Origin of the sequence: Thioclava sp., assembly GCF_048263065.1 — a bacterium.
In the GTDB taxonomy this organism is placed as follows: domain Bacteria; phylum Pseudomonadota; class Alphaproteobacteria; order Rhodobacterales; family Rhodobacteraceae; genus Thioclava.
In genome coordinates this window covers 352933-376865 of sequence record NZ_JBLXEM010000001.1, presented here as the reverse complement: position 1 = coordinate 376865, position 23933 = coordinate 352933, and the positions used below count along the sequence as shown (strand labels likewise).

General features: G+C 57.9%; 22 protein-coding genes. 9 read left to right on the top strand and 13 right to left on the bottom strand.

The window, feature by feature from the left end:
- Nucleotides 1-57 precede the first annotated feature (57 nt).
- From ACN0SD_RS01920 to ACN0SD_RS01910, 3 genes are read left to right on the top strand one after another with little or no spacing between them, the layout of a single operon-like run.
- The gene (locus ACN0SD_RS01920; RefSeq protein WP_417806520.1) at nt 58-717 is read left to right on the top strand and encodes a Tim44/TimA family putative adaptor protein; all 660 of its coding nucleotides are present in this window, start codon (nt 58-60) and stop codon (nt 715-717) included.
- Nucleotides 718-722: 5 nt separating this feature from the next.
- A complete protein-coding gene (locus ACN0SD_RS01915; protein WP_417806519.1) occupies nt 723-1610 on the top strand; it encodes a murein transglycosylase A in 888 nt (295 codons plus the stop codon).
- Nucleotides 1607-2209 (top strand): Smr/MutS family protein, encoded by a 603-nt coding sequence (locus ACN0SD_RS01910; protein WP_417806518.1) that lies wholly within the window; start codon nt 1607-1609, stop codon nt 2207-2209. The genes ACN0SD_RS01915 and ACN0SD_RS01910 overlap by 4 nt, the downstream gene beginning before the upstream one ends.
- Here the strand turns inward: ACN0SD_RS01910 and ACN0SD_RS01905 are convergent.
- Genes ACN0SD_RS01905 through hslV form a run of 4 tightly spaced genes read right to left on the bottom strand, consistent with a single transcriptional unit; the run spans nt 2206 to nt 6274 of the window.
- Nucleotides 2206-3294 (bottom strand): alpha/beta hydrolase, encoded by a 1089-nt coding sequence (locus ACN0SD_RS01905; RefSeq protein WP_417806517.1) that lies wholly within the window; start codon nt 3292-3294, stop codon nt 2206-2208. The two genes, ACN0SD_RS01910 and ACN0SD_RS01905, sit on opposite strands and share 4 nt — an antisense overlap.
- A gap of 57 nt (nt 3295-3351) precedes the next feature.
- Nucleotides 3352-4659, bottom strand: a complete 1308-nt coding sequence (gene hslU, locus ACN0SD_RS01900; protein ID WP_417806516.1) for an ATP-dependent protease ATPase subunit HslU — start codon at nt 4657-4659, stop codon at nt 3352-3354.
- Between the two features lie 3 nt (nt 4660-4662).
- Nucleotides 4663-5724: a hypothetical protein gene (locus ACN0SD_RS01895; RefSeq protein ID WP_417806515.1), complete on the bottom strand. Its 1062-nt coding sequence runs from the start codon at nt 5722-5724 to the stop codon at nt 4663-4665.
- Complete coding sequence (gene hslV / locus ACN0SD_RS01890; RefSeq protein WP_038127965.1) at nt 5717-6274, bottom strand: ATP-dependent protease subunit HslV; 558 nt, start codon at nt 6272-6274, stop codon at nt 5717-5719. Before hslV ends, ACN0SD_RS01895 begins: the two co-directional genes overlap by 8 nt.
- Nucleotides 6275-6365: 91 nt before the next feature.
- On the opposite strand from hslV, the gene ACN0SD_RS01885 reads away from it, so the two are divergent.
- Entirely contained in the window at nt 6366-7271 is a 906-nt protein-coding gene (locus ACN0SD_RS01885; RefSeq protein WP_417806514.1) for a hypothetical protein, read from the top strand.
- Between the two features lie 45 nt (nt 7272-7316).
- Here ACN0SD_RS01885 and trxA read toward each other — a convergent pair whose 3' ends face one another.
- The 8 genes from trxA to regB form a co-directional block, all read right to left on the bottom strand.
- On the bottom strand, nt 7317-7637 hold the full coding sequence (gene trxA, locus ACN0SD_RS01880) for a thioredoxin (protein WP_038127961.1): 321 nt from the start codon (nt 7635-7637) through the stop codon (nt 7317-7319).
- Nucleotides 7638-7691: 54 nt separating this feature from the next.
- Nucleotides 7692-11084, bottom strand: a complete 3393-nt coding sequence (gene addA / locus ACN0SD_RS01875; RefSeq protein WP_417806513.1) for a double-strand break repair helicase AddA — start codon at nt 11082-11084, stop codon at nt 7692-7694.
- Nucleotides 11081-14023: a double-strand break repair protein AddB gene (gene addB / locus ACN0SD_RS01870; RefSeq protein ID WP_417806512.1), complete on the bottom strand. Its 2943-nt coding sequence runs from the start codon at nt 14021-14023 to the stop codon at nt 11081-11083. Before addB ends, addA begins: the two co-directional genes overlap by 4 nt.
- Complete coding sequence (locus tag ACN0SD_RS01865) at nt 14023-14709, bottom strand: nucleotidyltransferase family protein (protein WP_417806511.1); 687 nt, start codon at nt 14707-14709, stop codon at nt 14023-14025. Before ACN0SD_RS01865 ends, addB begins: the two co-directional genes overlap by 1 nt.
- Nucleotides 14685-15680, bottom strand: coding sequence for an aminoglycoside phosphotransferase family protein (locus ACN0SD_RS01860; protein ID WP_417806510.1), 996 nt, complete (start codon nt 15678-15680; stop codon nt 14685-14687). The genes ACN0SD_RS01865 and ACN0SD_RS01860 overlap by 25 nt, the downstream gene beginning before the upstream one ends.
- Complete coding sequence (gene tsaE, locus ACN0SD_RS01855; protein ID WP_417806509.1) at nt 15673-16152, bottom strand: tRNA (adenosine(37)-N6)-threonylcarbamoyltransferase complex ATPase subunit type 1 TsaE; 480 nt, start codon at nt 16150-16152, stop codon at nt 15673-15675. The genes ACN0SD_RS01860 and tsaE overlap by 8 nt, the downstream gene beginning before the upstream one ends.
- 39 nt (nt 16153-16191) lie before the next feature.
- Nucleotides 16192-17787 carry a PAS-domain containing protein gene (locus ACN0SD_RS01850; RefSeq protein ID WP_417806508.1) on the bottom strand — a complete coding sequence of 532 codons (1596 nt, stop codon included), beginning with the start codon at nt 17785-17787 and terminating at the stop codon, nt 16192-16194.
- A gap of 87 nt (nt 17788-17874) precedes the next feature.
- Nucleotides 17875-19257, bottom strand: a complete 1383-nt coding sequence (gene regB / locus ACN0SD_RS01845; RefSeq protein ID WP_417806507.1) for a sensor histidine kinase RegB — start codon at nt 19255-19257, stop codon at nt 17875-17877.
- 105 nt (nt 19258-19362) lie between these two features.
- Here regB and ACN0SD_RS01840 point away from each other — a divergent pair, with 105 nt between their 5' ends.
- The 3 genes from ACN0SD_RS01840 (at nt 19363) to ACN0SD_RS01830 (ending at nt 20994) form a co-directional block, all read left to right on the top strand.
- Nucleotides 19363-20007, top strand: a complete 645-nt coding sequence (locus tag ACN0SD_RS01840) for an SCO family protein (RefSeq protein ID WP_417806506.1) — start codon at nt 19363-19365, stop codon at nt 20005-20007.
- A gap of 54 nt (nt 20008-20061) precedes the next feature.
- Nucleotides 20062-20616: an ActR/PrrA/RegA family redox response regulator transcription factor gene (locus ACN0SD_RS01835; protein WP_417806505.1), complete on the top strand. Its 555-nt coding sequence runs from the start codon at nt 20062-20064 to the stop codon at nt 20614-20616.
- Between the two features lie 69 nt (nt 20617-20685).
- The gene (locus ACN0SD_RS01830; RefSeq protein ID WP_417806504.1) at nt 20686-20994 is read left to right on the top strand and encodes an H-NS family nucleoid-associated regulatory protein; all 309 of its coding nucleotides are present in this window, start codon (nt 20686-20688) and stop codon (nt 20992-20994) included.
- Nucleotides 20995-21041: 47 nt separating this feature from the next.
- On the opposite strand, the gene ACN0SD_RS01825 is transcribed toward ACN0SD_RS01830, so the two are convergent.
- Nucleotides 21042-21632 (bottom strand): hypothetical protein, encoded by a 591-nt coding sequence (locus ACN0SD_RS01825; RefSeq protein ID WP_417806503.1) that lies wholly within the window; start codon nt 21630-21632, stop codon nt 21042-21044.
- A 141-nt stretch (nt 21633-21773) separates the two neighbouring features.
- On the opposite strand from ACN0SD_RS01825, the gene ACN0SD_RS01820 reads away from it, so the two are divergent.
- Both ACN0SD_RS01820 and ahcY read left to right on the top strand, forming a co-directional pair.
- Nucleotides 21774-22271 carry a hypothetical protein gene (locus tag ACN0SD_RS01820; RefSeq protein WP_417806502.1) on the top strand — a complete coding sequence of 166 codons (498 nt, stop codon included), beginning with the start codon at nt 21774-21776 and terminating at the stop codon, nt 22269-22271.
- Between the two features lie 75 nt (nt 22272-22346).
- Entirely contained in the window at nt 22347-23735 is a 1389-nt protein-coding gene (ahcY, locus tag ACN0SD_RS01815; protein WP_417806501.1) for an adenosylhomocysteinase, read from the top strand.
- Nucleotides 23736-23933: the final 198 nt, after the last annotated feature.

The window sequence follows — 23933 nt, the reverse complement described above, 5'->3', positions numbered from 1 at the left end:
CTTACATAAGTAGCCAACACTCGATACACAAATGCAGCTCGTTTCACAGGGGTTTCGATGTCCAGCGCCGTCATCCAACTAATTGTTCTCGCGGCGATCGCGATCTTTTTGATTATTAAGCTGAAAAACGTCCTCGGGACGCGTGACGGGTATGAACACCCGATTGAGCCAGAGCAGCAGCCAACGCCCACCGCGAAACGCGATTTCGAGGTGATCGAGGGCGGGCCTGACCCCGACATTATTGATCACGTCGATGAGGGCTCTACCGCCGCCATCGCCTTGGCCGCGATGAAGCGGGTTGAGCCGAAATTCTCGGTCTCGGAATTTCTGCAAGGCGCGCGCGGTGCCTATGAGATGATTTTGATGGCGTTTGAGACAGGCGATGTCGAAAAAATCAAACCGTTCCTGTCTCCTGACGTCTATGAGGCGTTTGAGAGTGCGGTAAATGCGCGCAAGGAACAGGGGCTTGACGTCCATGCCGAGTTTTTGGGCCTGCGCGAACTGGTGCTAAGTGATGCCGATTTTGATCACGCGACAAACGACGCCGAAGTCACGGTGCGCTTTGGCAGCGAGCTGATCTCGGTGGCGCGCAATGCGGCAGGCGAGGTGGTTGAGGGCGACCCCAAGGCCCCGCGCAAACAGCGCGACACTTGGACCTTCGCGCGCAAGATGGGCAGCAATGACCCGAACTGGCAGCTTGTCGCCACGGGCGGCTGAGGCGCGTGGCCTTAGCGTTCTACAACATTCCCGGCTGGGACCGGGACGATCACGCCGCCGCATGGGCGGCGTTTTGCGTCACTGCAGATCTGTTCGGCCTCGCCCCCGCCGAAACCGACAATCCGCGTGCTGCGTTTGAAACCTTGTTTGAACCTGTCGAGATCGCGGGCGAAAACGGCGCGCATTTCACCGGATATTACGAACCGGAACTTGCGGGCGCACGCGTCAAGTCAAAGCGCTTTTCGTATCCGCTTTATGCAAATCCCGGCGGAATAGAGCCTGATCAGCCTTGGTTTTCCCGCGCCGAGATTAGCGCGGGCAATCTGCTGACAGGCCATGAACTCGTCTGGGTCGAAAGCGCCATCGAAGCGTTCTTGGCGCAGGTTCAAGGTTCGGTTCGTATTCGTCTTGAGAATGGCCAAACGCTGCGCCTTGGATATGACGGAAAGAACGGCCAGCCCTATCGCTCCATCGGCGCGCAACTGGTGGCGCAAGGCGTGGCACCCGTCGCGCAAATGACACCCGAGCGTATTCGCGAATGGTGCGCCGCGAACCCCGACCACGTGCAAGAGCTGCTTAATCACAACCCGTCTTTCGTCTTTTTTCGCAAACTCGATCTGCCCGACGCATTGGGACCACCCGGCGCGATGGGTCGCCCCGTCACACCGGGGCGCACGCTTGCCGTTGATCCAGCGATTATCCCCTTAGGCAGCCCCGTCTGGATTGATTGCCCCGGCTTTGGCGTGCGCTTGATGGTCGCGCAAGATATCGGTTCTGCAATCAAGGGTGCGGGGCGTGGTGATATTTTTCTCGGCTCGGGGGCAGATGCTGGACGGCTCGCTGGTGCGATCAATACCAAGGGACGGATGATTATCTTGCAGAGGCGCGCATGAGCAAGCGGCGCAAACTTACCCCCGAAGAGCGGGAACTTTGGTCGCGCGTAGCCGCCAGCACCCGCAGCATTCGCGAAAAACGAGCCGATACCGCTGAGTTAGAGTCTTTTTTAGACGGAGCATCACCCTCCAAATCCCCAAGGCAACCAAATCCGGAATTGCGCGGGTTTCATCTTGGTCAGCACGCCAAGCCCAGCGCGCACCGTTTTGACCTTGCACCCAGCCCGGCAGAGCACTTGGCTAAACAGCCGGTGACGATGGATCGCAAGGCGCATAAGGCGATGACGCGCGGCAAGCTGAATCCCGAGGCCACACTTGATTTGCACGGCATGACGCTGGCCGAGGCGCATCCCGAACTGATCCGGTTCATCCTCAACGGGCAAAGCCATGGCAAACGTCTGGTTTTGGTGATCACAGGCAAGGGCAAGCGCAGCGACGATGATGGGCCGATCCCGCGCCGCGTGGGTGTTCTGCGCCATCAGGTGCCTCAATGGCTGCGCATGATGCCCCTAGCGCCCGCCGTGATGCAAGTGAACGAAGCGCATCTCAAACATGGCGGCGGCGGGGCCTATTACGTCTATTTGCGTCGCCTGCGTTAGCCCCCTGATAGCGGCCTCAGCACGATCTGCGTCGCGTTATCGACCGTTAAGATCACCGCCGACGCAAGACTGGTGCGACCCATCTGCTCTCCGGTCAACACTTTCGCCACTTGCCCGGCTCGGTCCAGCAGCTTGATCAGTGCCGCGGAATCGCCAAGGTCGAAATGCCCGGTGCCCACACTGAACGCGCCAACATCAACCACGGTGACCTTATAGCGTGCGACGCGTTTGAAATCCTTCAGATCGCCCAGCCGATCCTCTTGGCCGGACAAGCGCGCCGACAGTTTCAGGGCACGATCACGCTGCGAGGTAAAGATCACGAAAGGCTGTGGCAGCATGCCAATCGCCTCGGCCTGCGACTTGAAGACATCGACCGCGATATCGGGAGAGATCAGCACAACCCCGGAGACCTTGTTTAACAGGCTCTGGTTATGCGCCAAAGCCTCTTGGCGCAGCACTTCCATCGTCAATTGCGAGCCAAGCGAATGCCCGATCAACAATATCTGGCGCGCCCCCGCCGTTTGCAAATCTCCCAGCAACTGCGACAGCCCATCACGCGCGAACAGCACCGAGTCCCGATCATAAGCATAGCCCAGAATATGCTCGCGCGAGGGCCAAGAATAATGCACGAGGACGCCGGGCAGATCGAAATCCGACCCGAGTTGCGACATTCGATATAGCCCCTCAGCGAAATCATTGTTGAAGCCATGGACAAAGACGACGGCCTGCCCGTTCTGACGTGCCAGAGCGGCTTTCAAATCACGGCGGAACTCGGCCTTGCTCATGTCGATCTGCGCGCTGGACACCATGAACTGCGTTTTCGGGTCGGCCGCATAGCCGAATTTCGGATAGTCGATCACGCCAGCCTCATGATCGGGCGGCGTGGCAACGGCAAACCGCGCGCGGCGCAGGTCAAGGCTGCGCTCCCATCCATAAGGTTGACCGGTTTCAGGATCAGGTGCTCGTGTTGAGCCGACAAAGATCGTGCGCGCCTCGGGGGACGGCTGGTCGAGATACGCAAGCCGTCCGCGCGGCGCGCAGCCAGCGAGCACAACCAGAAAAATGACAATCATCACGCGCAGCATATTTTGGCCCCCGACCCGACGCCCACACGATAGCAAAGCTACGCTATGATGCCAGTCTCAAAGAACGTATCGGCTAAGATCGCTGTCGCGCGTCAAGGCACCCAGTTCTTTTTCGACGAATTCGGCGTCTATTGTCACGCTTTCTCCTGCACGATCTGGCGCGGTAAACGCCAACTCCTCAAACACGCGTTCGATCACGGTATAAAGCCTGCGCGCACCGATATTTTCGACCGTATGGTTCACCTCGGCCGCGATCCGCGCGAGTGCCTCGATGCCGTCTTGCGTGAATGAGACCGTGACGTCCTCGGTCGCCATCAGCGCCATATACTGGCGGGTCAGCGCGTTATCTGTTTCCGATAATATCCGCGTAAAATCCTGCTCTGTCAAAGCGCGCAACTCGACCCGGATCGGCAAACGTCCCTGCAATTCCGGCAGCAGATCCGAGGGTTTGGCAATGTGGAACGCGCCGCTGGCGATGAACAGAATGTGGTCGGTTTTGACCGGGCCATGTTTGGTCGAGACCGTCGTGCCTTCGATTAGCGGCAGCAAATCGCGCTGCACCCCCTCGCGTGACACATCCGCCCCGCGTGCATCGGATCGCGCCGTCACCTTGTCGATCTCGTCGATGAAAACGATGCCGGAATTTTGCACTGCCTCAAGTGCTGCGGCTTTTACCTTTTCATCATCCAACAGCTTGTCGGCCTCATCCGAGATCAGCGCCTCATAGCTTTCAGCAACTGTCATCTTACGCTTGGTGGTGCGGTTGCCGCCAAACGCCTTGAACAGGTCCTGCAGACCCTGCATCTGCGTTTCCATGCCCGGTTGGCCGCCCATCATGCCCAACGGCATACCGCCCGTAGCATCCGCGACTTCGACCTCGATCACCTTGTCGTCCAGCACCCCATCACGCAGTTTCTTGCGAAACATCTCGCGGGTGCTTTCACGCGCATCGGTCCCTGCCAAAGCCTCAATCACGCGGTCTTCGGCCGATTTATGGGCCTGCGCCTTAACCGCCTCGCGCATCTGGTCGCGGGTCTGCACAAGCGCAACATCCGTCAAATCGCGGATGATCTGTTCGACATCGCGCCCGACATAGCCAACCTCGGTAAACTTGGTGGCCTCAACCTTGAGAAACGGTGCCTTTGCCAGTTTGGCCAGACGGCGCGAGATTTCTGTCTTACCAACCCCGGTCGGGCCGATCATCAGGATATTCTTGGGATACACTTCTTCGCGGATATCATCGGCCAGTTGATGGCGACGCCAGCGATTGCGCAGCGCCACGGCAACGGCGCGCTTGGCGTCTTTCTGGCCGATGATAAAGCGGTCAAGTTCGGAAACGATTTCGCGGGGGGTCAGATTGGTCATGGATTACTCCGTAACATAAGGCGGCAAACGAGATTTGCCGGGGAATTCAGGGATAAGGCGCATCAGGCGGGTGCGCAGTTCGGTCCAGAACGAGCCAAGCGCGGTCAGCGCCAGCCCAATCAGGATCAGCACCACCCACCAACTGCGCGGATCGGCAGCATCGCCAAACGCGTAGAAGCTGAGAAAAATCATATAGCCGATGCCAGCAGTGAAAAAGGACCGCCGGTCAATGATCAGCGCAAGTGCAGCGGCCACGATCAACGCCAGCAAAAGCAAGGCATATCCGGTGCCTGGCCCCATCTTGTAAAAGGTCAGCGCCACGGTATTCACCAGCGCGGGCGCCGCCAGCACATGCAGCCAAAAGCCCGAGGCAGATTGCCGCCCCAGCCGATGGGGATCGCGCATGTCAAACCAGATCCCGCCCGCCAGCGCGAGAAAGCCGAACAGCAGCATCGCCAGCGAAATCGACGATCCCCGCGCAAGATCGAACATGTCGATGGCCTGCGCCATCTCGACTTCCGGTTCAAGTCCCTTGGCAATGTTAAGCAGGATCGCCAATACGCAGAGCCCGACCAGGAACATCGAGAAGGGCACACGATAGCGCAGGAACCACGCGATCAGCCCCAGCGCGGTTATGCCCAGCGCGAGGTTCAAAATCGGGTCCTGTGCGACAAAGCGCACGCTGATCACGGGAGTGCCAAGGAAACTCGCCAGAACCGCCCCCGCCAGCGTTAGCGTTAGCAGGATCGAGGGAAGCACCATGCGGCGTTTGCGGGTGAAATACTCGGCGAATAACGCAGTGAGCGGAATCAGAAAGACGTAGCCACTATTCCCGCCCAGAAACAACAAAAACCCGAACGTGCCGGTGATCAGGATCGCAAGGCCGACGGTCACGAAAATCTCGGCAAAACCGCGAAATAGTTCAAACGGTTCGTCTTCGGCTGGGAGCGCGGCGCGACCGGCGATACGGTTAGCTGCAAGCGCCATCACGCTCGCCGCCTGCGCCTCGCTCAGATGACCGGCGGCGACTGCGGCGCGCAGATCGTCCTTCGTGATTTCACTCACCGATTGTCTCCACCGTCAGATTTCCGTTGGTGTAGACGCAGATATCAGCCGCGATCGCCATCGCTTTGCGCGCCACAGCTTCGGCATCCAGATCGGTTTCCATCAAGCCGCGCGCAGCCGCTAAGGCATAGTTCCCGCCCGAACCAATCGCCGCGATGTCGTTTTCGGGTTCCAGCACATCACCCGCACCCGTCAGCACGAACAAGTCCTTACCATCGGTCACGATCAGCATCGCTTCGAGATTGCGCAGATATTTGTCCATCCGCCAGTCTTTGGCCAGATCAACACAACTGCGCGCCAGTTGCCCCGGCGATGCCTCAAGCTTTTTCTCAAGCCGCTCGAGCAAGGTGAACGCATCCGCCGTAGATCCCGCGAAACCCGCAACAATGTCATGACCACCGGGGCTAAGCCTGCGCACCTTGCGCGCAGTGCCCTTGATAACGGTCTGGCCAAGACTCACTTGCCCGTCACCCGCCACGACCACACGGCCGCCTTTGCGAACGCCGATGATCGTTGTTCCGTGCCAGCCGGGAAACTTGTCGTCTGCCATAACTACCTCCGTGTTATCGCAGATATGAGGCCGCAAGCCGCGCCCTGCAACCCCGCTTGCCCGGTTCGCCCGCGCGCGTTAGCGTCCGGCCATGACAGAGCGGCACCTATCCATCTACCTAGATCCGGCGACCCTGTTTCAGGTTCGCAAAGGACAACACAATTTCTTTACCCGTCTGATCGGCGCGCTGCAGGCAGTGAACTGGATCGTCGATCTGCACGAAACCAGCCCGGCAGCACGACGCGCCGCACGCAAGAAACCGGGCTATGCGCTGTATCATATGGAGCCGCCAACTCATGCGCGCGCCCTGACGTGTCGGCGCAGCTATGTGGGCGCGTTCTGGCATATCGAGGAAAGCGCCGAGCGTTGGGAATGGCCGGTCGCTAAAGCGGATTTCACTGCCGATGAGATTGACGGAACGGAGGCTGCACATTTCTTCGGAATGTGGAAAAATAGGCTCTATCCCGGCGTAAATCCGACGAATGAAGACGATTTGGCCCTAATCGCGCTGCAAGGAAAGCTGCGCGAGCACCGCTCGTTTCAGGCCATGAGCCCAATTCAAATGATCGAGGAGATTTTGGCGCGCCATGCCGGATCGGTCGTCGCGACCCTGCACCCGAAAGAAACCTATACGTCCGACGAAATCACCGCGCTTGAGCACCTCGCATCGCGGTTCTCACGCTTCCGCTTTCAGTTAGGCGGATCGCCAGATTTGCTGCCCAAGTGCCGCTATGTCGCAACGCAAAACAGTGCCCTCGCGCTGGAAGGCTTCTTTTTGCGAAAACCAGCGATCCTGTTTGCGAAGTCAGAGTTTCACCATATCGCGGGATCCGTTCCGCGCGATGGGGTAGAGGCCGCGTTTCGCCGAATTGATGAAACCCCGCCAGTCGCGCGCTATCTCTATTGGTTTTTGAAACTCAACGCATTGAATGCCGGCCGCCCCGAATTTGAAGAGCGGTTACGCGCTCATTTAAGAACTTTCGACTGGCCTATATGAAAAAAGGGCACCCGAAGGCGCCCTTTTTGATCAATTGCAAAGTGCTTAGATCGACGATTCGATCCAGCTTTGCAGCGCGGCTTTCGGCGCAGCGCCAACCTTGTTCGACACAACCTCGCCGTCCTTGAACAGGAACAGCGCCGGAATACCGCGCACACCCAGCGTCGCCGGGCTGTCGGGGTTTTCGTCGACATTGATCTTCACGACCTTGATCTTGCCCGACATTTCTTCGGACAGTTCCTCAAGCGATGGGCCGATCATACGGCACGGGCCACACCATTCGGCCCAGAAATCAACGACGACGGGAACGTCGGATTTACGCACTTCTTCATCAAAAGTGGCGTCGGTAACAGCGACAGTAGCCATATCAGCCTCCTGAAAATTCGGTTGGTGTGAACGTAGGTTCCGACCTAGCCTTCGTCAAGATACAGGGGGTGTGCGCAATGACGCATCAAGCTGTGCGTCACTGAGCGGCATCACACTGCCGGACGCAGTCCACAAAATCGCGCAGCGCACCGGCTTGCCGGGATGGATCAGGCGCAAGGCCCCGCGATAGGCGGCCATCTGGCGCACCAGTCCCTCCGGAACCTGATCGGGGTGATCGGGCACCACGGCGTTAGATTTGTAATCCAGCACGCGGATTTCATCGTCCCCGATTACGAGGCGGTCAATGAAGCCATGGATGCGCCGGTTTCCCAATTCAGGCAGATCGGCGCTGATCTCGACTTCCGCAAGCGCACCTTCGCCCAACCACTCCGCCATATGCGGGGCGTCCAGAACACGGCTAGCTTCCTTCAAAACAGGCTCTATTTCGGCCCAACGCAGCGCCTCTTCGCCGTACCCCAACAGCGAGCGCGCAACCTCGGGCCACTCGGCTTTGTCGCGCTGCGGCAGATGTTCGAGCAGTATGTGCAACTGACGCCCGCGTTGCTTCGCAGCGTCCTCGTCCAGTATCGCCCCCTCGCCCGGCAACACCTTTGCCCCGCCCAAATTGGACGGAGAAAGCGCCATTTCAGCTTCATGAATCTTCGGAGCGGCTTCATGGGCCCATTTTGGCAAAACCGCCCTCGCCGATGTCTGAGTCTCGGCTGTCGTATCTGCTAAGGCTTCAGGCCACTTAGCGTGACTATGACGCTGAATCTGGCCAAGATCGTGCAGAGCTGAGCTATAGCCTGAAACAGTCTCTGTTCCGGCCTGTTTCATCCCTTCAGCGATCCGCGAATACCAGCTATCCTCGCCCTCCCCCGTCTTGCCCGCAGCCGCAATGATCAACCACTTTTCGGCCCGCGTCATCGCCACATATAACAAACGCAGCGATTCCGCCTCGCGTTGCGCGGCAGTCTTTTCCTGCGCTTGACGTTGCGCATCAGGCGCGACGTCTTTGGTCACATTCCAACCCGCCAGATCCCCTGCAAGCTTGACAACTTGCGCGTCATTCTTGGGTTTGCGCTCTGCCGTGTCGGGCAAGATCACGATTGGGGATTCAAGCCCCTTCGATCCATGCACCGTCATCACCCGAATAGCCCGTCCCGCGCCTTCAAGTTGTCGCTTAACCTCAACTTCATCGGCCTCAAGCCAGCCTAGAAAGCCGGTCAAGCTGGGCACTTCGCTCCGCTCAAACGCGAGGGCCTGCGAAATCAGCTCGTCAATCCCGTCTTCAGCCTCTGCGCCCAAACGTGCTAATAACCGCTCGCGCCCGCCATGACGGGTCAAAAGCCGCTCGATCAACTCAAACGGCCGCAGGAAATCTGCGTGATCACGTAAATCGTGCAAGATTCCGAGAGTGTCAGGACGCGCCTCAGATTTACGCAGCGCCTGCCACAAATACCCCCCACGCGCATGCGCTAAAGCGTAAACCTCTGCCTCGCTCCAACACAAAAGCGGTGAGCGCAGGGCTTCTGCCAACGACAAATCATCCTCGGGTGTCGCAAGAAATGCCAGAAGCGCACGGATATCCCGCACGGCCAGTTCCGCACCCAATTTCAGCCGGTCAGCCCCCGCAACCTGCAGGTTGGCAGCCTTACAGGCGCGAATGGTCTCGGCAAATAGGTCAGAGCGACGACGCACGAGGATTAGAAAATCGCCCTCATGCACCGGACGCGCCCCCGTATCCGCCTCGCGATCCGAAATTTGAACGCCTTGATCAATCATCGCGCGAATTTCAGCCGCAATCGCGCGGGCAAGCACCACGGTGTCCGAGGTCTCACGCACCAGATCAACCGGGTCTTGCCAGTCACTGTCCGCATTCGCGACATCTTGCGCGACCACCGGCCACAAATCGACCCGACCCGGCAAATCCGTCTGAAAAGCGATGTGGTGTGGCGGGCCGCCTAAGCCCTGTACCGCGCCTTGCGCGAAACTCTGATCCACAACGCGCAGCACCGCGGCAGAGGACCGGAAGGAGTGCTCCAGTTCCAGCGCTCGCAGGGGCGATCCGATACCCTCGAATTTAGCCTGAAAGTGGCTCTGCATCGCCTCAAAATACTCAAGATCGGCACCTTGAAAGGAATAGATCGACTGCTTGCGATCGCCCACGACGAACAATGTGCGATCCGCTTCGCGCGCGCCTTGCCCGGAGGTGAATTCATCGGCAATCCGTTCGATCACACGCCACTGGCCGGGGCTTGTATCCTGAGCCTCATCCACCAGGATATGATCAATCCCACCGTCGAGTTTGAACAGCACCCATTGCGCCACCGAAGGGTTCGATAGCAGCGCAGCGGCGCGTTCGATCAGATCGTCGAAATCAAGCCAGCCGCGCTGTGCCTTATAGCGCGCGATCTGCGGCAAATAGATTTGCGCAAAACGATGCAGCACATGGCTACGCTCAGCAGCCACGAAGGCAAGACGCTCTTCTCGGGACTCGGCCACACGCTCTGCCAAATCCTTGAGCGCCTCAAACACGGCTTCGCCAAGTTTCTCCTGTAAGGCTTTGGTCAGCAACTTGTCGCCCTTGGACCCATAAGGCACCTTGGCACCGCTTTTCAGGTTCATCACATCGGCAAGCTTACCCAATGCCGCGAGATCGAGCGTGTCAATTTGCGCAAAAACAGCGCCGACTTTTTGATCATTGCTGCCACTGGCCGAGCAAAGCGGTGCAGCGCCTTGGAGCAACTCAAGATCACCGGGCTCGAACGCGCGCGCGGCTATACTTTGCGCCGTCACGTCATCTGGCAAACCGTAGCTGCGAAAAATCTCGGCATGGCTCCGTTTCGGTAAAAAATAGACTCTATTTTGGCTAATTTCTCTGCATATCGCTTCAAGATCCTCGCCCGAATACGCAAGCAAAAGTGCATCCAACGCGCCGCGATCAGGCCCAAGCGCAATCTCTTCCAACAGATCTTCGCGCATCAGATCACCCGCGCGGTCATCCATCTCGCTAAACCCATGAGGCACCTGCGCCTCAAGCGGAAAGCGCCGCAACAAAGAGGCGCAAAACGCATGGATCGTTTGAATTTTTAGCCCACCGGGGGTTTCAATTGCCTTCGCAAACAGTCGGCGCGCTTCGGCCAAGCGATCATCTGTGATCACACCCTCTTCACCCAACGCTGCAAGATAGTTGCGCAGCTTGGATTCCTCCATCATCGCCCAGCCGCCAAGCAGCTTTAGCAGACGGTTTTGCATCTCGGCGGCGGCCGCTTTGGTGTAGGTTAGACACAAAATCCGTTGCGGCTCGGTACCGTTCAGCAACATGCGTGCGACACGATCCGTCAGAACCTTCGTCTTGCCCGAGCCCGCATTCGCGCCCAGCCAAACCGAATCTTTTGGCATCGAGGCTTGGATCTGCCGTTCACTGGCCTCATCCCGGCTCATACCAAATCCTCCGGCTCAGGCTCATCCGTCGCGTCCCATTCACCAAACCGCGAGAGCAGATCATAATCGCTGCTGTCGCGCGTCTTTTGCATTGCCCGCCGTGCAGTGAACCCCTGTGAAGGCCGCTGATAGCGCACAACCAGTTCGGTCAGTCGCACCCATGCCTCCTCCGGCGTCTCGGTCCGATCCTTCGACTTGCCTTTCACGTCACGCGTTTCCGCCGCCCCGCCAAGGCGCACATAGGTCATCGCGCTGACAGCACGCGGGCCAAGCGTCTCAAATGCGCCGCGCTCAACCATCGCAGCCTCAAGCAACATCTGTTTGTTAAAAGCGATGACCTCGGCTTCGCTGGGCAAAGCGCCCGACTTATAGTCATAGATTCGGACCGTCCCGTCACTCAGAAGATCAATTCTGTCCGGTTTAGCCGTGATGGTGAAATCAACGTGTTCCAGTGGAATAGTGACTTTCTCTTCGATGACAGCAGGGACACCGGACTGTAGCCGTTCCACCTCATCCTCACAGAACTTTTGCGCAATCCGAGAGATCCGTGCACGCCAAATTCGCCGCGTGCTCGGCCACGGAACTTCAGCATCCAGAACGTTATCCGTGATCGCGATCAAACGCTTGCGTGCGTCGTCCGCCTCTTCATTCAAGGGCCGCTCACGCGTGAACCGTTCAATTATTTCATGCAGGATTTGCCCGCGTAAAAGCGGATCGGGGGATGGCCGTAACGGATCAAGCGGGAAAAGCTTAAGAACACGTTTTGCATAAATCGCGTAAGGATCGCGAATTAGGGTCTGAACCGCCGTAACAGAGAGGTTTTTCGGACGCTGATCCACGGGTGGTCGCGGCGAAGGGCGCGTGGCAGAGCGCAGCTCCAGCCGCGGCGCTTCCATGGCATCGACCAATCGCAACCACTGCGTCCCCCGATCACGCATCGCGTCGATCGCCTCTGGTCCATGCTGATCCGGCAAGCCTTGAACGAGGTTTAGAACACGGTTGAGCCAACGTGACGGGATCGTCTCGGCCTCGGCATCCCGCCGCGCCCGGCTTAGCACGACAGTCTTAGAGGCAACGGCTTGTTGGAAATCATGCGCCGATAGGCCGATCTGCCGTTCGGGCAACAATAGACCCGCTTCAAGCCGCATTTGCCGCGAGAGCCAAGGATCTGGCGCGGGCGCCTCGGGCCAGCTCCCCTCATTCAACCCGCCACAAATCACCAAGTCGGCGCCCTGCGCGCGCGCCTCAAGCGTACCCCAAATCGCAATCAATGGATGGGCAGAAACGCCGCTACGCGCGATACCGCTTTGCAAATGTCGGTTGACCAAATCGGCATAGGCGGCGGGGGTAATGTCCCCGCCATGTGGAGCCTCTCGACGCAGTTCTTCCATCAAGCGCAACGCCTCGCGGCCACCCTCTTCGCGCCACAGTTCGCTGGCCTCGACGCTTCCTTTTGGGCCAGCGGCAATCAAGCTGATCAATGCCAAATGCATGTCTACAGTGGCCGAAAGTGACGTTCTCTCCGGAGCTTCAAATCCCGTCAAAACACGTGACAGCCAATCGACCCAATCATCGCGATCCTCTGACTTTTTCTCTGCCCATGCCAGCAAGGCGTCCGGCGTCGGAAACGCCGGACCGTTTCGCCGCAGCTCCAATTCGAGGTCGCGCGTAAGGCGCAAATGCTCACCGCGCGCATTCGCCCCCGCACCCGTCGCGCAAAGTGGATGTTTCAACAGAACCAGAAGATCAGCAATTGTCACCGGCTGCCCCAAGAACGTCGCCACATGGCGAAGCAACCTCCCCGGTGCTGTCTGTTGCAGCGGTTGACCCGCGCTGTCATCGGGAATGATCCCCCAACGATCAAGCGCAGAGGTCACCCTACGCGCAAGCAACCGATCTGGCGTAATCAACGCGGCGGGTGTGCCGTTCTCAGCCGCCTCACGCAAAACCAGCGCCAAAGCTAACGCCTCTTGGCGAGGATCGCGCGCCTCAATCAAAGTCAGCCCTCGGCAAGCGTCACGCAGATCGCCCAAGTCACGCCCCTCGACCCGCCATTGATCGGTGACAGGCGCGGGGCGCAAGGCGAGCGAGATAAGTCGGTTGCGCGCTTGGTCATGCGGAGTGATCGCCCGCCAATCCTCAACATCACCGACGGCTAAATCCAACTTGTCCAGCAATGCACGAAAGCGAAACTGAGGATGATCTTCGATCGGAAAAATGCCGGAATAGAGACTATTCCACGCCGCATCTGTCATATCTCGGTCAAATCCGGGCAGAACGATGATGCCCTGATCCAGATCAGCAACCGCGCGCATGAACGTCGCCGTCGCGCCCCGTGACCCCGTCGATCCAGCGACGATAATAGGGTCTGCAGGCGGGTGCGTTTGCCATTGCTGGTAGATCGCCTCGACGACTTGGCGTTGGCGCGCGTCCGCATCAAGCGCCGCATCGTCTTCGAAATAACGCGCGACGATGCGAATGAAATCAAGACTGCGTCGCCAGTGCTCGGCATGACTTTCCGAGATCTCGATAGATTCAAGCGCGTCGGGATGTACGCCTTCACTTTGCATCTCGGCCATCAGAGCAGAAAGGCTCTCTGCCAGCGCAAAATGACTGGAACCCGCCTCGAATGCAGGAATGGCGCGGGTCAGTTGCTCAACCAATTGCGCCAGTTCAAGTTTGCGCTGCAAAGGCGAAACGGCCAACGGCAACCCGGCGAGCGGATCTTGCCCAAGATCGCTGACCAGTCGCAAACGCGGCAGATAGCGCGCACCAGAGCGTTGGAATTCCTCTCGAACCCTGCGCAACATTCGACCGGAATTCAGATAGAGCTGCACCCGCGCCATCGATTCAGGCGGCTGCGATGCCATGCGGTCTATCAGTCCGGTGACCAGTTCTTTCGGGAAATCCACGCCGGGCGGAAGCGCAAAAACAGTCATCAGCTATCCCCAAGCAGGGATTCAGCCAAAGCGATCGAGCTGGGCTGACCCACATCACACCAACCGCCATCATAGATCACGCCGTAAACGCGGCCACGAGCGATCATCTCATCCCATAGCAGATTGAGCGAGAAAGCATCTTTTGAAACAGAGCCTATTCCAGCGGGATTGAGGATCTGTGCACCGGTATAGACGTAGCCCTCCCCGCGTGTCAGGCCCCCCTGTGCATCCATCGCAAAGTCTCCTTTTCCGCGATGACCCAGCGCATTTTCCGGACGCACCAAGGCCAGCAGCGCATCCATTTCGGTGCCGTCCCAGTGCGTACGCAGCTTTGTAATCACATTCTCGCCGCGCCAGACGGCATCGGTATTCAGCGTCATCACTGGACCTTTGCCAAGAAGCCCAAGAGCCTTGCGAAGCCCTCCTCCGGTTTCCAAAATCTGCGCTCGTTCATCCGAGATCATCACGTTCCGCCCGGCGAGATGATCCTCAACCTGATCGGCGAGATAATGAACATTCGCAACCACACGCTCGACCCCGGCCTCGTCGATTATGTCTAACGCATGATCAATCAGCGGCTTTCCGGCCACCTCAACCAAAGGCTTTGGGCGCGTTTTGGTCAAGTCCCCCATGCGCGTGCCGAACCCGGCAGCGAATAGCATTACGGATTGCGGCGTGTCGCGCATGCGGCCTCCAGTTCAGCAATAAGCTCGGCGGTGGGTTCAGAATAGGCTGCACGCAGATCCTGCGCGATACCGTTCAACGCCGGATGGCGTAAATTGCGTTCAATATTGCGCCAGACCCGCCGCATCAGCGCCAGATAACCCGGTTTCCCGTCGCGCAGGCACAGTCGCGCAAAAATCCCGAGAATACGAAGCGCCCTTTGCGTGCCCAGCAAAGCATAAATCGCGGCAAAACGATCTGCCTCAATCCCGCTTCGTGCCGCAAAATGCGCAATTTCACGCCGCGCGCAAGCCTGCGACACATCGCGGCGCGCATCTTGCAGAGCAGAAACCAAATCATAGGCCGGATGGCAACGCACCGCGTCTTGAAAATCGAGAAGCCCGAGGCCGCGCACGCCGGCGCGATCCAGCAAAATAATATTCTCCGCATGGAAGTCACGGAGGCAAATCCCGCTCGGCTCTTGCGCAAGCTCAGTGTAAAGATCCGCGATTTTCTTAGTGAGCGCAGCGGCAGCTTCAGGCGAAAGACAGGGATACCAATCGGGGGTCAGCGCCAGCAATTCCGCCAAGGCTGGCCCGTCAAGAAGCGGCAGAAAGTCAGGCGCTGGGACATCCTGCAATGCAATCAGAAGGTCGGTGATCTGCCCATAGATTTCGGCTTCGCGCCTTGGGTCATCGGCCAGCGCGCGTGCCGCCAAGGTATCGCCGAAATCTTCAAGCAACAGAAAACCATCAGGTTCGGCACGCGCAAGCACCTTGGGCGTCGAAAACCCGGCTTGCGCAAGATAATCCCCGATGCGCAGGAATCGAGACATTTCCTCACCCGGCGGGGCCTTCATCAAGACCGCCGTTTGCCCGTTCAGTGATAGCCGATCATAGCTGCGCGCCGAGGCATCGCCTGCTAGTTTCACGCGCGTCGCATCGGCCCAGTTAGCCCGCGTCAAAAACCGGTCCACGGCGCGCGAATCAACCATTCCAACGCTCCATAATCCGTGCCGCCAAATCGGTGTTTCCACTCAGACAAACACGGCGCGCATGCCCGTCATCGGTCAGGTCAAACGACAGCTTCAATGCATTTTCCGGTGTATTAGAGCCTAAACGGTCCGGCCATTCGATCAGACAGATCGCGCTTTCGAAGGCGGCCTCAAGGCCCAGTTCAAACAGCTCATCGGGATGGGTCAGACGGTAAAGGTCTGCGTGCCAAATTTCACAATCGGCCTCGTAGGTCTGGACAAGCGTGAATGTGGGCGAGGGCACATCTTCGTGTAACCCCTGGGCCGCCAGACGGTGCTGGATCAGTGCGCGGGCGAAATGCGTTTTACCTGCGCCGATCTGTCCCTCCAACAGCAAGACATCGCCGCACCCCAGCATCTCAGAGACAACCGCGCCAAGCCGGCTGGTCGCATCAGGATCGGGCAGGTTCAGACAGAGCGCTCGCGATTGCATAGCGCGAGTTTTACGCTGCTGCCCGCGCGCTGCAAGGGGTTAACCGTGCGCAATCAGATTGGTTTTACGACGCGCGGGGGCGGGCTGTTTCACCTCTGCGGCACTATTGCTTAGGAAACGCACCATCAAGGTGCCGCCGCTCAACGTGCTCAGCGTGCATGTCAGAGCCTCACCGTTGCGTAACGATATCGTTTCGCTCAAACTATCGCGCGTCCCGATCCGGTTGGCGCGCTCACGCAGCTTGGCCCAAAAGGCGGTCGGCTTGCAGCCTTTTTGCCAATGCCCAATCGCATCCATCAGGGTTAGCTGGCCCAAGACCGCCTCGGGATCAAGCGACCACATCGCGCCATAGGCCTTGTTTGACAGCATGAGTTCGCCAGTGGACTGGAACACCGCCACGGCATCGTTGAGTTGGTCAAGCACCTCATGGCTCACCTCCAACTCGGACCGAAACCGCCGCGTTGCCGCAATTTCCGCCGAGATGTCCTCAAATAGAAACGCAACAGCGCCGTCGGGATGCGGGCGCCCGGTCACACGATAGGTCTGCCCGCCCGGCAAGCTCCAGGTTTCCGAATGAAACCCGGCGGCAGCGGCGGTTTCCAGTTCCGTCATCTGCTGACGCCAGCTGCGATAGTCTTTCGGCTCGGGCATCATCCGCGCCTCGCGCAACCGATCCAGAAACGCATATAGCGTGGGCCGACCCGACAGAAATTGCGGGCTGAGTTGCAGCAAGTCAATCAGCGCGGGGTTAAACAATTGTAGCTGTCTTTGGCGGTCAAAAATCGCAAGCCCGATGGGCAGATCGGCGAATGTCTTGGTCAGCGTTTGCACAAAATCGCGCAGCGCCTTTTCTGCACGCACGGTCGCGTCGGCGGGCAACGCAAAATGCAGCACGCTCTCATGCAGGGCAAATGAGTAACAATCATACCAAGATTTACTGCCATCACGAGCTTCTAGAGCCAGCCTGCGGGGGCCTTTGCGCCCTGTGTCCGCGTCGATCTGGAACAGCGAGGGAAGCGGCCAGACAAACCCGTCTTCCGTTGTCTCCAACGCACCGGATTTCAGAATATAGGCACGGTTCGCCCAACCAACGACGCCACCTTCATCCTCGCGCCATGCCAATACGGGGGAGCGATCCAGTGTTTGGCGCATCATCTCCAGCTCATCTTCAAGTGCGCATTGCGACAGGCTATCGACGAGCTTGCCAATCCCCTCAGCATTCGGATCGCTGAGCGTGATCCGCGCAAGCCCGTTCACATTCTCGGCAAGCAGCTGTAGCGGCCGCAGCCCTGTGTCACCCTCTCTGGCAGTCAACTCGAGCCGACCATGCTCGGCCAATGTTGCCATCTGCGCGATAAAATCGCGAAAGCGCGGAGCGACGAACGCAGACAGGCGCGCCCAGTCGCTGGTCCCCATTGGCGTTGCCTCAAGCAAGGCGCGCGCAGGGCCGCTGGCATCGACCAACACTTCATCGTCAAACAGGAAAACGGTTTCTTCTAACGCCGGATACGCGATTGCGCCCAATTGCGGCGCAGCACTGCGTCCGAAAACCCTCCAAAGAATGAAAAGTGCAAGCACCCCCGATCCAATCGAGGTGAATACAATGACTCCGGCCTCAAACCAAATATTTGCCATTACCTGGCCTCTCTTACCTGTCCCAAGGCAAGAATGAGTGGAAATAGGTTAATGACGCGTTAAGCGAATAGGGCAAATGCGAGGTGTTTAGGTCAATATCGGTTGGTTCAACCCCAGAGCCCCCGTCTCAGGTGCCAAAATCTGGGCGGCGGGCCAGCGCACTTCGACCACGGCCCCACATCGCAACGGCTTATCCGATTGAGCATCATAAGGCGCATCGCCATTAAAGAACGCAAGCTGCGCGCCCGTGCGCTCAAGCAGGGTCTTGGCAATGAAAACACCCAACCCCATGCCTTCATATTCCTTGCGCTCAGACGCATTGGAGCGCGGCTGCAAGAACGGATCACCAATGCGGTTCAGCACGTTGCTGGGATAGCCGCGTCCGTCATCGCTGACCCGCACCCGGATTGTCTCTTCATCCCATTCTGCCTCGACCCAAACAGTGGTGCGGGCGAAATCGACGGCGTTTTGCACGAAGTTGCGCAGCGCATGGATCAGTTCGGGATAGCGGTAGATCGTGGGCTGTCGTTCACTCCCGCCCGGCAGGGGTCGCGTATCGAACAAAATGTCGATGCCACGCTCAAAATGCGGTTCCGCCGCCTCGCGTAACACCGCCAGTAAGGGGGCAGTGCGCAGATGCAGGTCGTCTTTGCCCGCGCGCCCCATCGAGTGCAAAATATCGCGGCATCGGTCAGCTTGCTCGCGGATCAGCAGCGCGTCGTCGCGTAGCTCAGGATAGGCATCCAACTCATCAGCTAACTCCGACGACACCAGCTTGATCGTCGCTAAAGGCGTGCCCAGCTCATGTGCGGCGGCAGCCACAACACCGCCCAGATCGGTCAGCTTCTGTTCCCGCGCAAGGGCCAGTTGCGTGGCGCGCAAAGCATCACCCATCGACCGGTTCTCATTCGAGATAGTATGCGCATAAGCCCCCAGAAATGCGACGCCGATCACAATCGCTAGCCAATAGCCAAATTCGAAAACCGCAGGCACGGTCAGGATTTCACCGGAATGGGTCTCAAGCGGCAGATAGATCAGCGCAACGATCGAAATCATCACCATCGTCGCCAGCCCCAGAATAATCGTGGCCGAACGACTGAGCGCCGTTGCGGCGATCGTCACCGGAACAAGGATCAAAAGTGCGAAAGGATTGGTAAGCCCGCCTGTGATCGACAACAGCAACGCCAGTTGCGCCATATCGAACATCAAAGTGGCGGCGGCTTCGGTCTGGGTCAAACGCTTGGTGTCGGGGAAAAGATAGATCGCGACGACATTTGCAGCGATTGCCGCCCCCACGGTTGCAAGACATAGTGGCAAATCCAGCGCGATGTCATAGATGTAATAGGCAATTGCAATAGCGCCAAGCTGCCCCACAATCGCCGCCCAGCGCAGAAAAATCAGCGTGCGCAGACGCACCCAGTCCTGATGGGTCTCGGGGGGGCCAAGCTGGGCCTCATGGCGTTGGGGCATCTTTTCTCCACGTCGAAAGGGCACAGTGAATAAAAACCTGCGCGAGAGCATTGATAGTCGCCCGCTCTCGCGCGATCAATGGAGTGTGATGAAGGAGCATTCGCAATGAAAACATCCACCGCCGCACTCGCCGCTGCAGCCATCGTCGCGATTGGCCTTGGCGCAGCTTGGTTTTCCATCTCGCGCAGCAAAGACAAAGATATCTTCGCGCAATGCCGATCCAGCGTGGTCGCGGGTGGAGCCGATCAGATTGGCGGGCCGTTCACTCTGACGGATGAGAACGGCAAACAGGTGACCGATAAAGACGTCATCACCGAGCCGAGCCTTTTGTATTTCGGTTATACCTATTGCCCCGATGTCTGCCCGCTGGACAATGCGCGCAATGCCGAGGCCACGGAGTTGCTTGAGAAGAGGGGCTACTCGGTGACGCCGGTCTTTATCTCGGTCGATACAGAGCGCGACACGCCAGAAATGCTCAAGCAATTTACCGATATCATGGATCCGAAAATGATCGGGTTGACGGGCACGCCAGAAGAAATCAAACAGGTCTCGCAGGAATATCGCACCTACTATAATGTGCAAAATCCGGGGGATCCCTACACGTTGATCGACCACTCCACGCAAAGCTATCTAGTGTTTCCAGATATCGGCTTTGTCGAATATTTCAACCGCGACACGCCTCCTGCCGAAATGGCAGATCGCATCGGCTGCTTTATCGATGCGTGGAAGGGTGCCAAAAGCGGAAATTGACCACAGAGGCGCAACCACTTAGAACCAAACAAGCGCAACACGCCGGGGGATCATATGGTAGACGAAAGCAACGCCGATATCGGGCAGGATCGTTCACTTCTTCTCGTTGATGACGACGTTCCGTTCTTAACTCGTCTCGCACGGGCGATGGAAAAGCGCGGATTTGAGCCCCAGACCGCCGAAACAGTGGCCGCCGGGCGCGCGATCGTGCAATCAAACGCGCCCGCCTACGCCGTGATTGACCTGCGGCTAGAGGATGGTAGCGGTCTGGATGTTGTCGAACTACTGCGGGAAAAACGCGCTGATGCCCGAATTGTTGTGCTAACCGGATATGGCGCTATTGCAACGGCTGTTGCTGCCGTAAAAATGGGCGCAACCGATTATTTGGCGAAACCTGCCGATGCGACGGATATCACAAATGCACTATTGGCACGTGGCGAAGACCTGCCCCCGCCGCCCGAAAACCCGATGAGCGCGGATCGCGTGCGTTGGGAACATATCCAGCGTGTGTATGAATTATGTGATCGCAATGTTTCGGAAACCGCGCGCCGCCTAAATATGCATCGTCGCACTTTGCAGCGAATTCTTGCCAAGCGCAGCCCGCGCTAACGAAAAACTACTTGAAACTTAATTGAATATGATATGAGTGCCTCATTGATCAGTAATCGAGGTATTCACATGGATCTAGAAAATATGCCGCTGGACGAGCTTAAATCGCTCCGCAAGCGTGTAGAGAAAGCCATCGAGTCGTTTCAGGATCGCAAAAAGAAAGAAGCGATTGACCAGCTTGAAAAGACCGCCCGTGATATGGGCTTTTCACTAGCTGAATTGACAAGCGCAGGTGGCACCAAGCCGCGTCGCACCGTTGCGCCGAAATATGCCAACCCCGCCGATAAAAGCCAGACCTGGACCGGGCGCGGGCGCAAGCCGCTTTGGGTGCAAGCCGCGCTGGATTCAGGCAAGTCACTGGATGATCTCGCGATCTAAATATAACTTGGATTGCACTCAAAGGGCCCGCCATGTGCGGGCCTTTGTCAGATTGCCATCTGCGCCAGCAAATCAGCGTGGCGTTGCGTGTAATCCTTGCGCACCTGCGAGGGAGGGCGCAGGCGAATTTCATATTCCGCCGCAACATCAGCATCAATTTTCCCAAAGATGCGATCAGCTTCGGTTTTAGAGAACCCCGCAATCTGTTCGGCCTCAAGGCGCGCCGAAATGATATCGGCCTTTTTGATCGCGCGCTTTATTTTGACCGGCAACGCTGCTGGCAGACCAAACCGGATATGAACTGCGGCAACCAGCCGCTCATCCAATTCGCCGTACCCTTCCCCGACAGCCGCTTTTACCGGGCTGATCATATCCCCCAGCACATATTCAGGCGCATCATGTAAAAGCGCCGCCAATTGCCAGCGCGGCTCGACTTTCGCGTTCTGGCGGGTAAAAATTTGCTCGACCAGTAGTGAGTGTTCGGCAACTGAATAGGGCCAATCGCCAAAGGTCTGCCCGTTCCAGCGCGCCACAAAGGCAAGCCCGTGGGCGATATCCTCAACCTCGATATCCACCGGCGTCGGATCCAGCAGATCAAGCCGACGCCCCGAAAGCATTCTTTGCCACGCGCGTTTCATCCAAAAATCCGTTCTCTGCGTATTTAACCAAAGGCGTTCAAACCCCTAGCCAAGACCCCTTGGCATGTAAACGCAAGCGATGCGCGGAACATTTCGCAAAATCACGCGTTTCAGGTTCAACAAACAGTAAAGGAGGGCTCGATGAGCTTCTCGCGTTCAAAGGTTATCTTCGCAGGCGTTCTGGCGCTCAGCATCCCCGCAACCATCGCGTTAGCGAGCGTTAGCAACAGCGTTAACCCGCAAATGGAAACACCACGCCAGACAATGCTGAACGGCTATGTCGGTAGTGGTCGCCCGATGGATTCAGACAGCGCCGCGATGCCCTATGCCGATCTCGCCGCTTTCGATAAAATCACCACGATTGGCACCGCGCAATCGCCGGACGTGCCTTATTGCGATCACCGTGGTGAGATGCTCAAAGTTCTGCAGCATGATTTCGCCGAAAGCCCGCGCTTTCAAAAATCCCTCGGGTCAAACCGTAAGGTCGAGCTGCTTGGCTCGAATATGATGGGCACTTGGACGGCACTTTATACGCGCGCTGATGGCGTGTCTTGCGTGGTGTCGTCTGGCATGGACTGGAAAAGCGGCGAAAACCCGATCGCTCTGCTGCACAAAGAGGGCATTTTGCCAGCGACCTAAGGTCATTGATGCTGTTATTGCCGGGCTAAGTCACCGGTGTTACACACAGCGCAAATGAACTTTCAGGAGCCACAAATGGCCGACTACATTGTCAAAGATATCGCGCTGGCCGAGTTTGGCCGCAAGGAACTTGAGATCGCCGAAACCGAGATGCCGGGGCTGATGGCGTGCCGCAAAGAGTTCGGCACCTCGAAGCCGCTGAAAGGCGCGCGGATCGTGGGATCGTTACACATGACCATCCAGACGGCTGTTCTGATCGAAACGCTCAAGGTGCTGGGCGCCGATGTGCGTTGGGCGAGCTGCAACATCTATTCCACGCAAGATCACGCAGCGGCGGCCATCGCGGCTGGCGGAACGCCCGTCTTTGCGATCAAAGGCCAGTCACTTGCGGAGCATTGGGACTATCTGGATCGCTCGTTCATGTTCCCCGAAGGCGCGAATATGATCCTCGACGATGGTGGCGATGCAACGCTGTATGTCTTGCTGGGCGCACGTGTTGAGGCGGGTGAAAAAGACCTGATCGAAGTGCCGACCTCGGAAGAAGAAGAAGTCATTTTCGCGCAGATCAAAAAGCGCATGGCCGAAACCCCCGGCTGGTTCACCAAGACCAAGGCCGCCATTCAGGGCGTGTCTGAAGAAACCACAACTGGCGTTCACCGCCTTTACGATCTGCACAAAAAGGGCCAACTTCCCTTCCCCGCGATCAACGTGAATGACTCGGTTACCAAATCGAAATTCGACAACAAATACGGCTGCAAAGAATCGCTCGTCGACGGCATCCGCCGCGCAACCGACGTCATGATGGCTGGCAAGGTCGCCGTGGTCTGCGGCTATGGCGACGTCGGCAAAGGCTGCGCGGCGTCGCTATTTGGCGCAGGCGCGCGCGTGAAAGTCACCGAAGTCGATCCGATCTGCGCCTTGCAGGCGGCGATGGACGGGTTTGAGGTTGTGCTCCTCGAAGATGTGGTCGACAGCGCCGACATCTTCATCACCACTACCGGCAATAAAGACATCATCCGCATTGAGCACATGCGCGAGATGAAAAACATGGCGATCGTCGGCAATATCGGCCATTTCGACAATGAAATTCAGGTCGCGAACCTGAAGAACCACAAATGGACGAATATCAAGGAACAGGTGGACATGATCGAGATGCCCTCGGGCAATCGCATCATTCTGCTGTCTGAGGGGCGCTTGCTGAACCTTGGCAATGCCACGGGTCACCCGTCCTTCGTGATGTCGGCCAGCTTTACTAACCAAGTGCTCGCGCAGATCGAATTGTGGACCAAGGGCGACGAATACCAGCCTGGTGTTTACATCTTGCCCAAGGCGCTTGACGAAAAAGTCGCACGTCTGCATCTCGACCGGATCGGTGTGAAACTGACTCAGTTGAACCCCGATCAGGCGGCCTATATCGGCGTCACTGTCGAAGGCCCCTACAAGCCGGAACACTACCGCTACTGAAGCGGTGCCAATCAAATGACAGGGCCGCGCCTTTGGGTGCGGCCTTTCTCTATTAGAGCTGGGCAGGCTTGCGCAACATCCAACGGGGGAATCCCACAGCTATTTTCCCCGTAGATTTTATCTTTGTAATTTCTTTAACTCAGCTTAGGCTTCGCGCATTCACAGGCCCTTTTCAGGGACGAAATTCGAAAACAGGTG

Bases quoted from the DNA above. Each gene is read 5' to 3' on its own strand.
- ACN0SD_RS01865 (WP_417806511.1), bottom strand. From the start codon at position 14,709: ATGCGCGACACGCCGCAATCCGTAATGCTATTCGCTGCCGGGTTCGGC.
- ACN0SD_RS01910 (WP_417806518.1), top strand. From the start codon at position 1,607: ATGAGCAAGCGGCGCAAACTTACCCCCGAAGAGCGGGAACTTTGGTCG.
- ACN0SD_RS01825 (WP_417806503.1), bottom strand. From the start codon at position 21,632: ATGAAACGCGCGTGGCAAAGAATGCTTTCGGGGCGTCGGCTTGATCTG.
- addB (WP_417806512.1), bottom strand. From the start codon at position 14,023: ATGACTGTTTTTGCGCTTCCGCCCGGCGTGGATTTCCCGAAAGAACTG.
- regB (WP_417806507.1), bottom strand. From the start codon at position 19,257: ATGCCCCAACGCCATGAGGCCCAGCTTGGCCCCCCCGAGACCCATCAG.
- addA (WP_417806513.1), bottom strand. From the start codon at position 11,084: ATGAGCCGGGATGAGGCCAGTGAACGGCAGATCCAAGCCTCGATGCCA.
- trxA (WP_038127961.1), bottom strand. From the start codon at position 7,637: ATGGCTACTGTCGCTGTTACCGACGCCACTTTTGATGAAGAAGTGCGT.
- ahcY (WP_417806501.1), top strand. From the start codon at position 22,347: ATGGCCGACTACATTGTCAAAGATATCGCGCTGGCCGAGTTTGGCCGC.
- tsaE (WP_417806509.1), bottom strand. From the start codon at position 16,152: ATGCAATCGCGAGCGCTCTGTCTGAACCTGCCCGATCCTGATGCGACC.
- ACN0SD_RS01820 (WP_417806502.1), top strand. From the start codon at position 21,774: ATGAGCTTCTCGCGTTCAAAGGTTATCTTCGCAGGCGTTCTGGCGCTC.
- ACN0SD_RS01835 (WP_417806505.1), top strand. From the start codon at position 20,062: ATGGTAGACGAAAGCAACGCCGATATCGGGCAGGATCGTTCACTTCTT.
- hslV (WP_038127965.1), bottom strand. From the start codon at position 6,274: ATGGCAGACGACAAGTTTCCCGGCTGGCACGGAACAACGATCATCGGC.
- hslU (WP_417806516.1), bottom strand. From the start codon at position 4,659: ATGACCAATCTGACCCCCCGCGAAATCGTTTCCGAACTTGACCGCTTT.
- ACN0SD_RS01840 (WP_417806506.1), top strand. From the start codon at position 19,363: ATGAAAACATCCACCGCCGCACTCGCCGCTGCAGCCATCGTCGCGATT.
- ACN0SD_RS01905 (WP_417806517.1), bottom strand. From the start codon at position 3,294: ATGCTGCGCGTGATGATTGTCATTTTTCTGGTTGTGCTCGCTGGCTGC.
- ACN0SD_RS01885 (WP_417806514.1), top strand. From the start codon at position 6,366: ATGACAGAGCGGCACCTATCCATCTACCTAGATCCGGCGACCCTGTTT.
- ACN0SD_RS01830 (WP_417806504.1), top strand. From the start codon at position 20,686: ATGGATCTAGAAAATATGCCGCTGGACGAGCTTAAATCGCTCCGCAAG.
- ACN0SD_RS01850 (WP_417806508.1), bottom strand. From the start codon at position 17,787: ATGGCAAATATTTGGTTTGAGGCCGGAGTCATTGTATTCACCTCGATT.
- ACN0SD_RS01860 (WP_417806510.1), bottom strand. From the start codon at position 15,680: ATGGTTGATTCGCGCGCCGTGGACCGGTTTTTGACGCGGGCTAACTGG.
- ACN0SD_RS01920 (WP_417806520.1), top strand. From the start codon at position 58: ATGTCCAGCGCCGTCATCCAACTAATTGTTCTCGCGGCGATCGCGATC.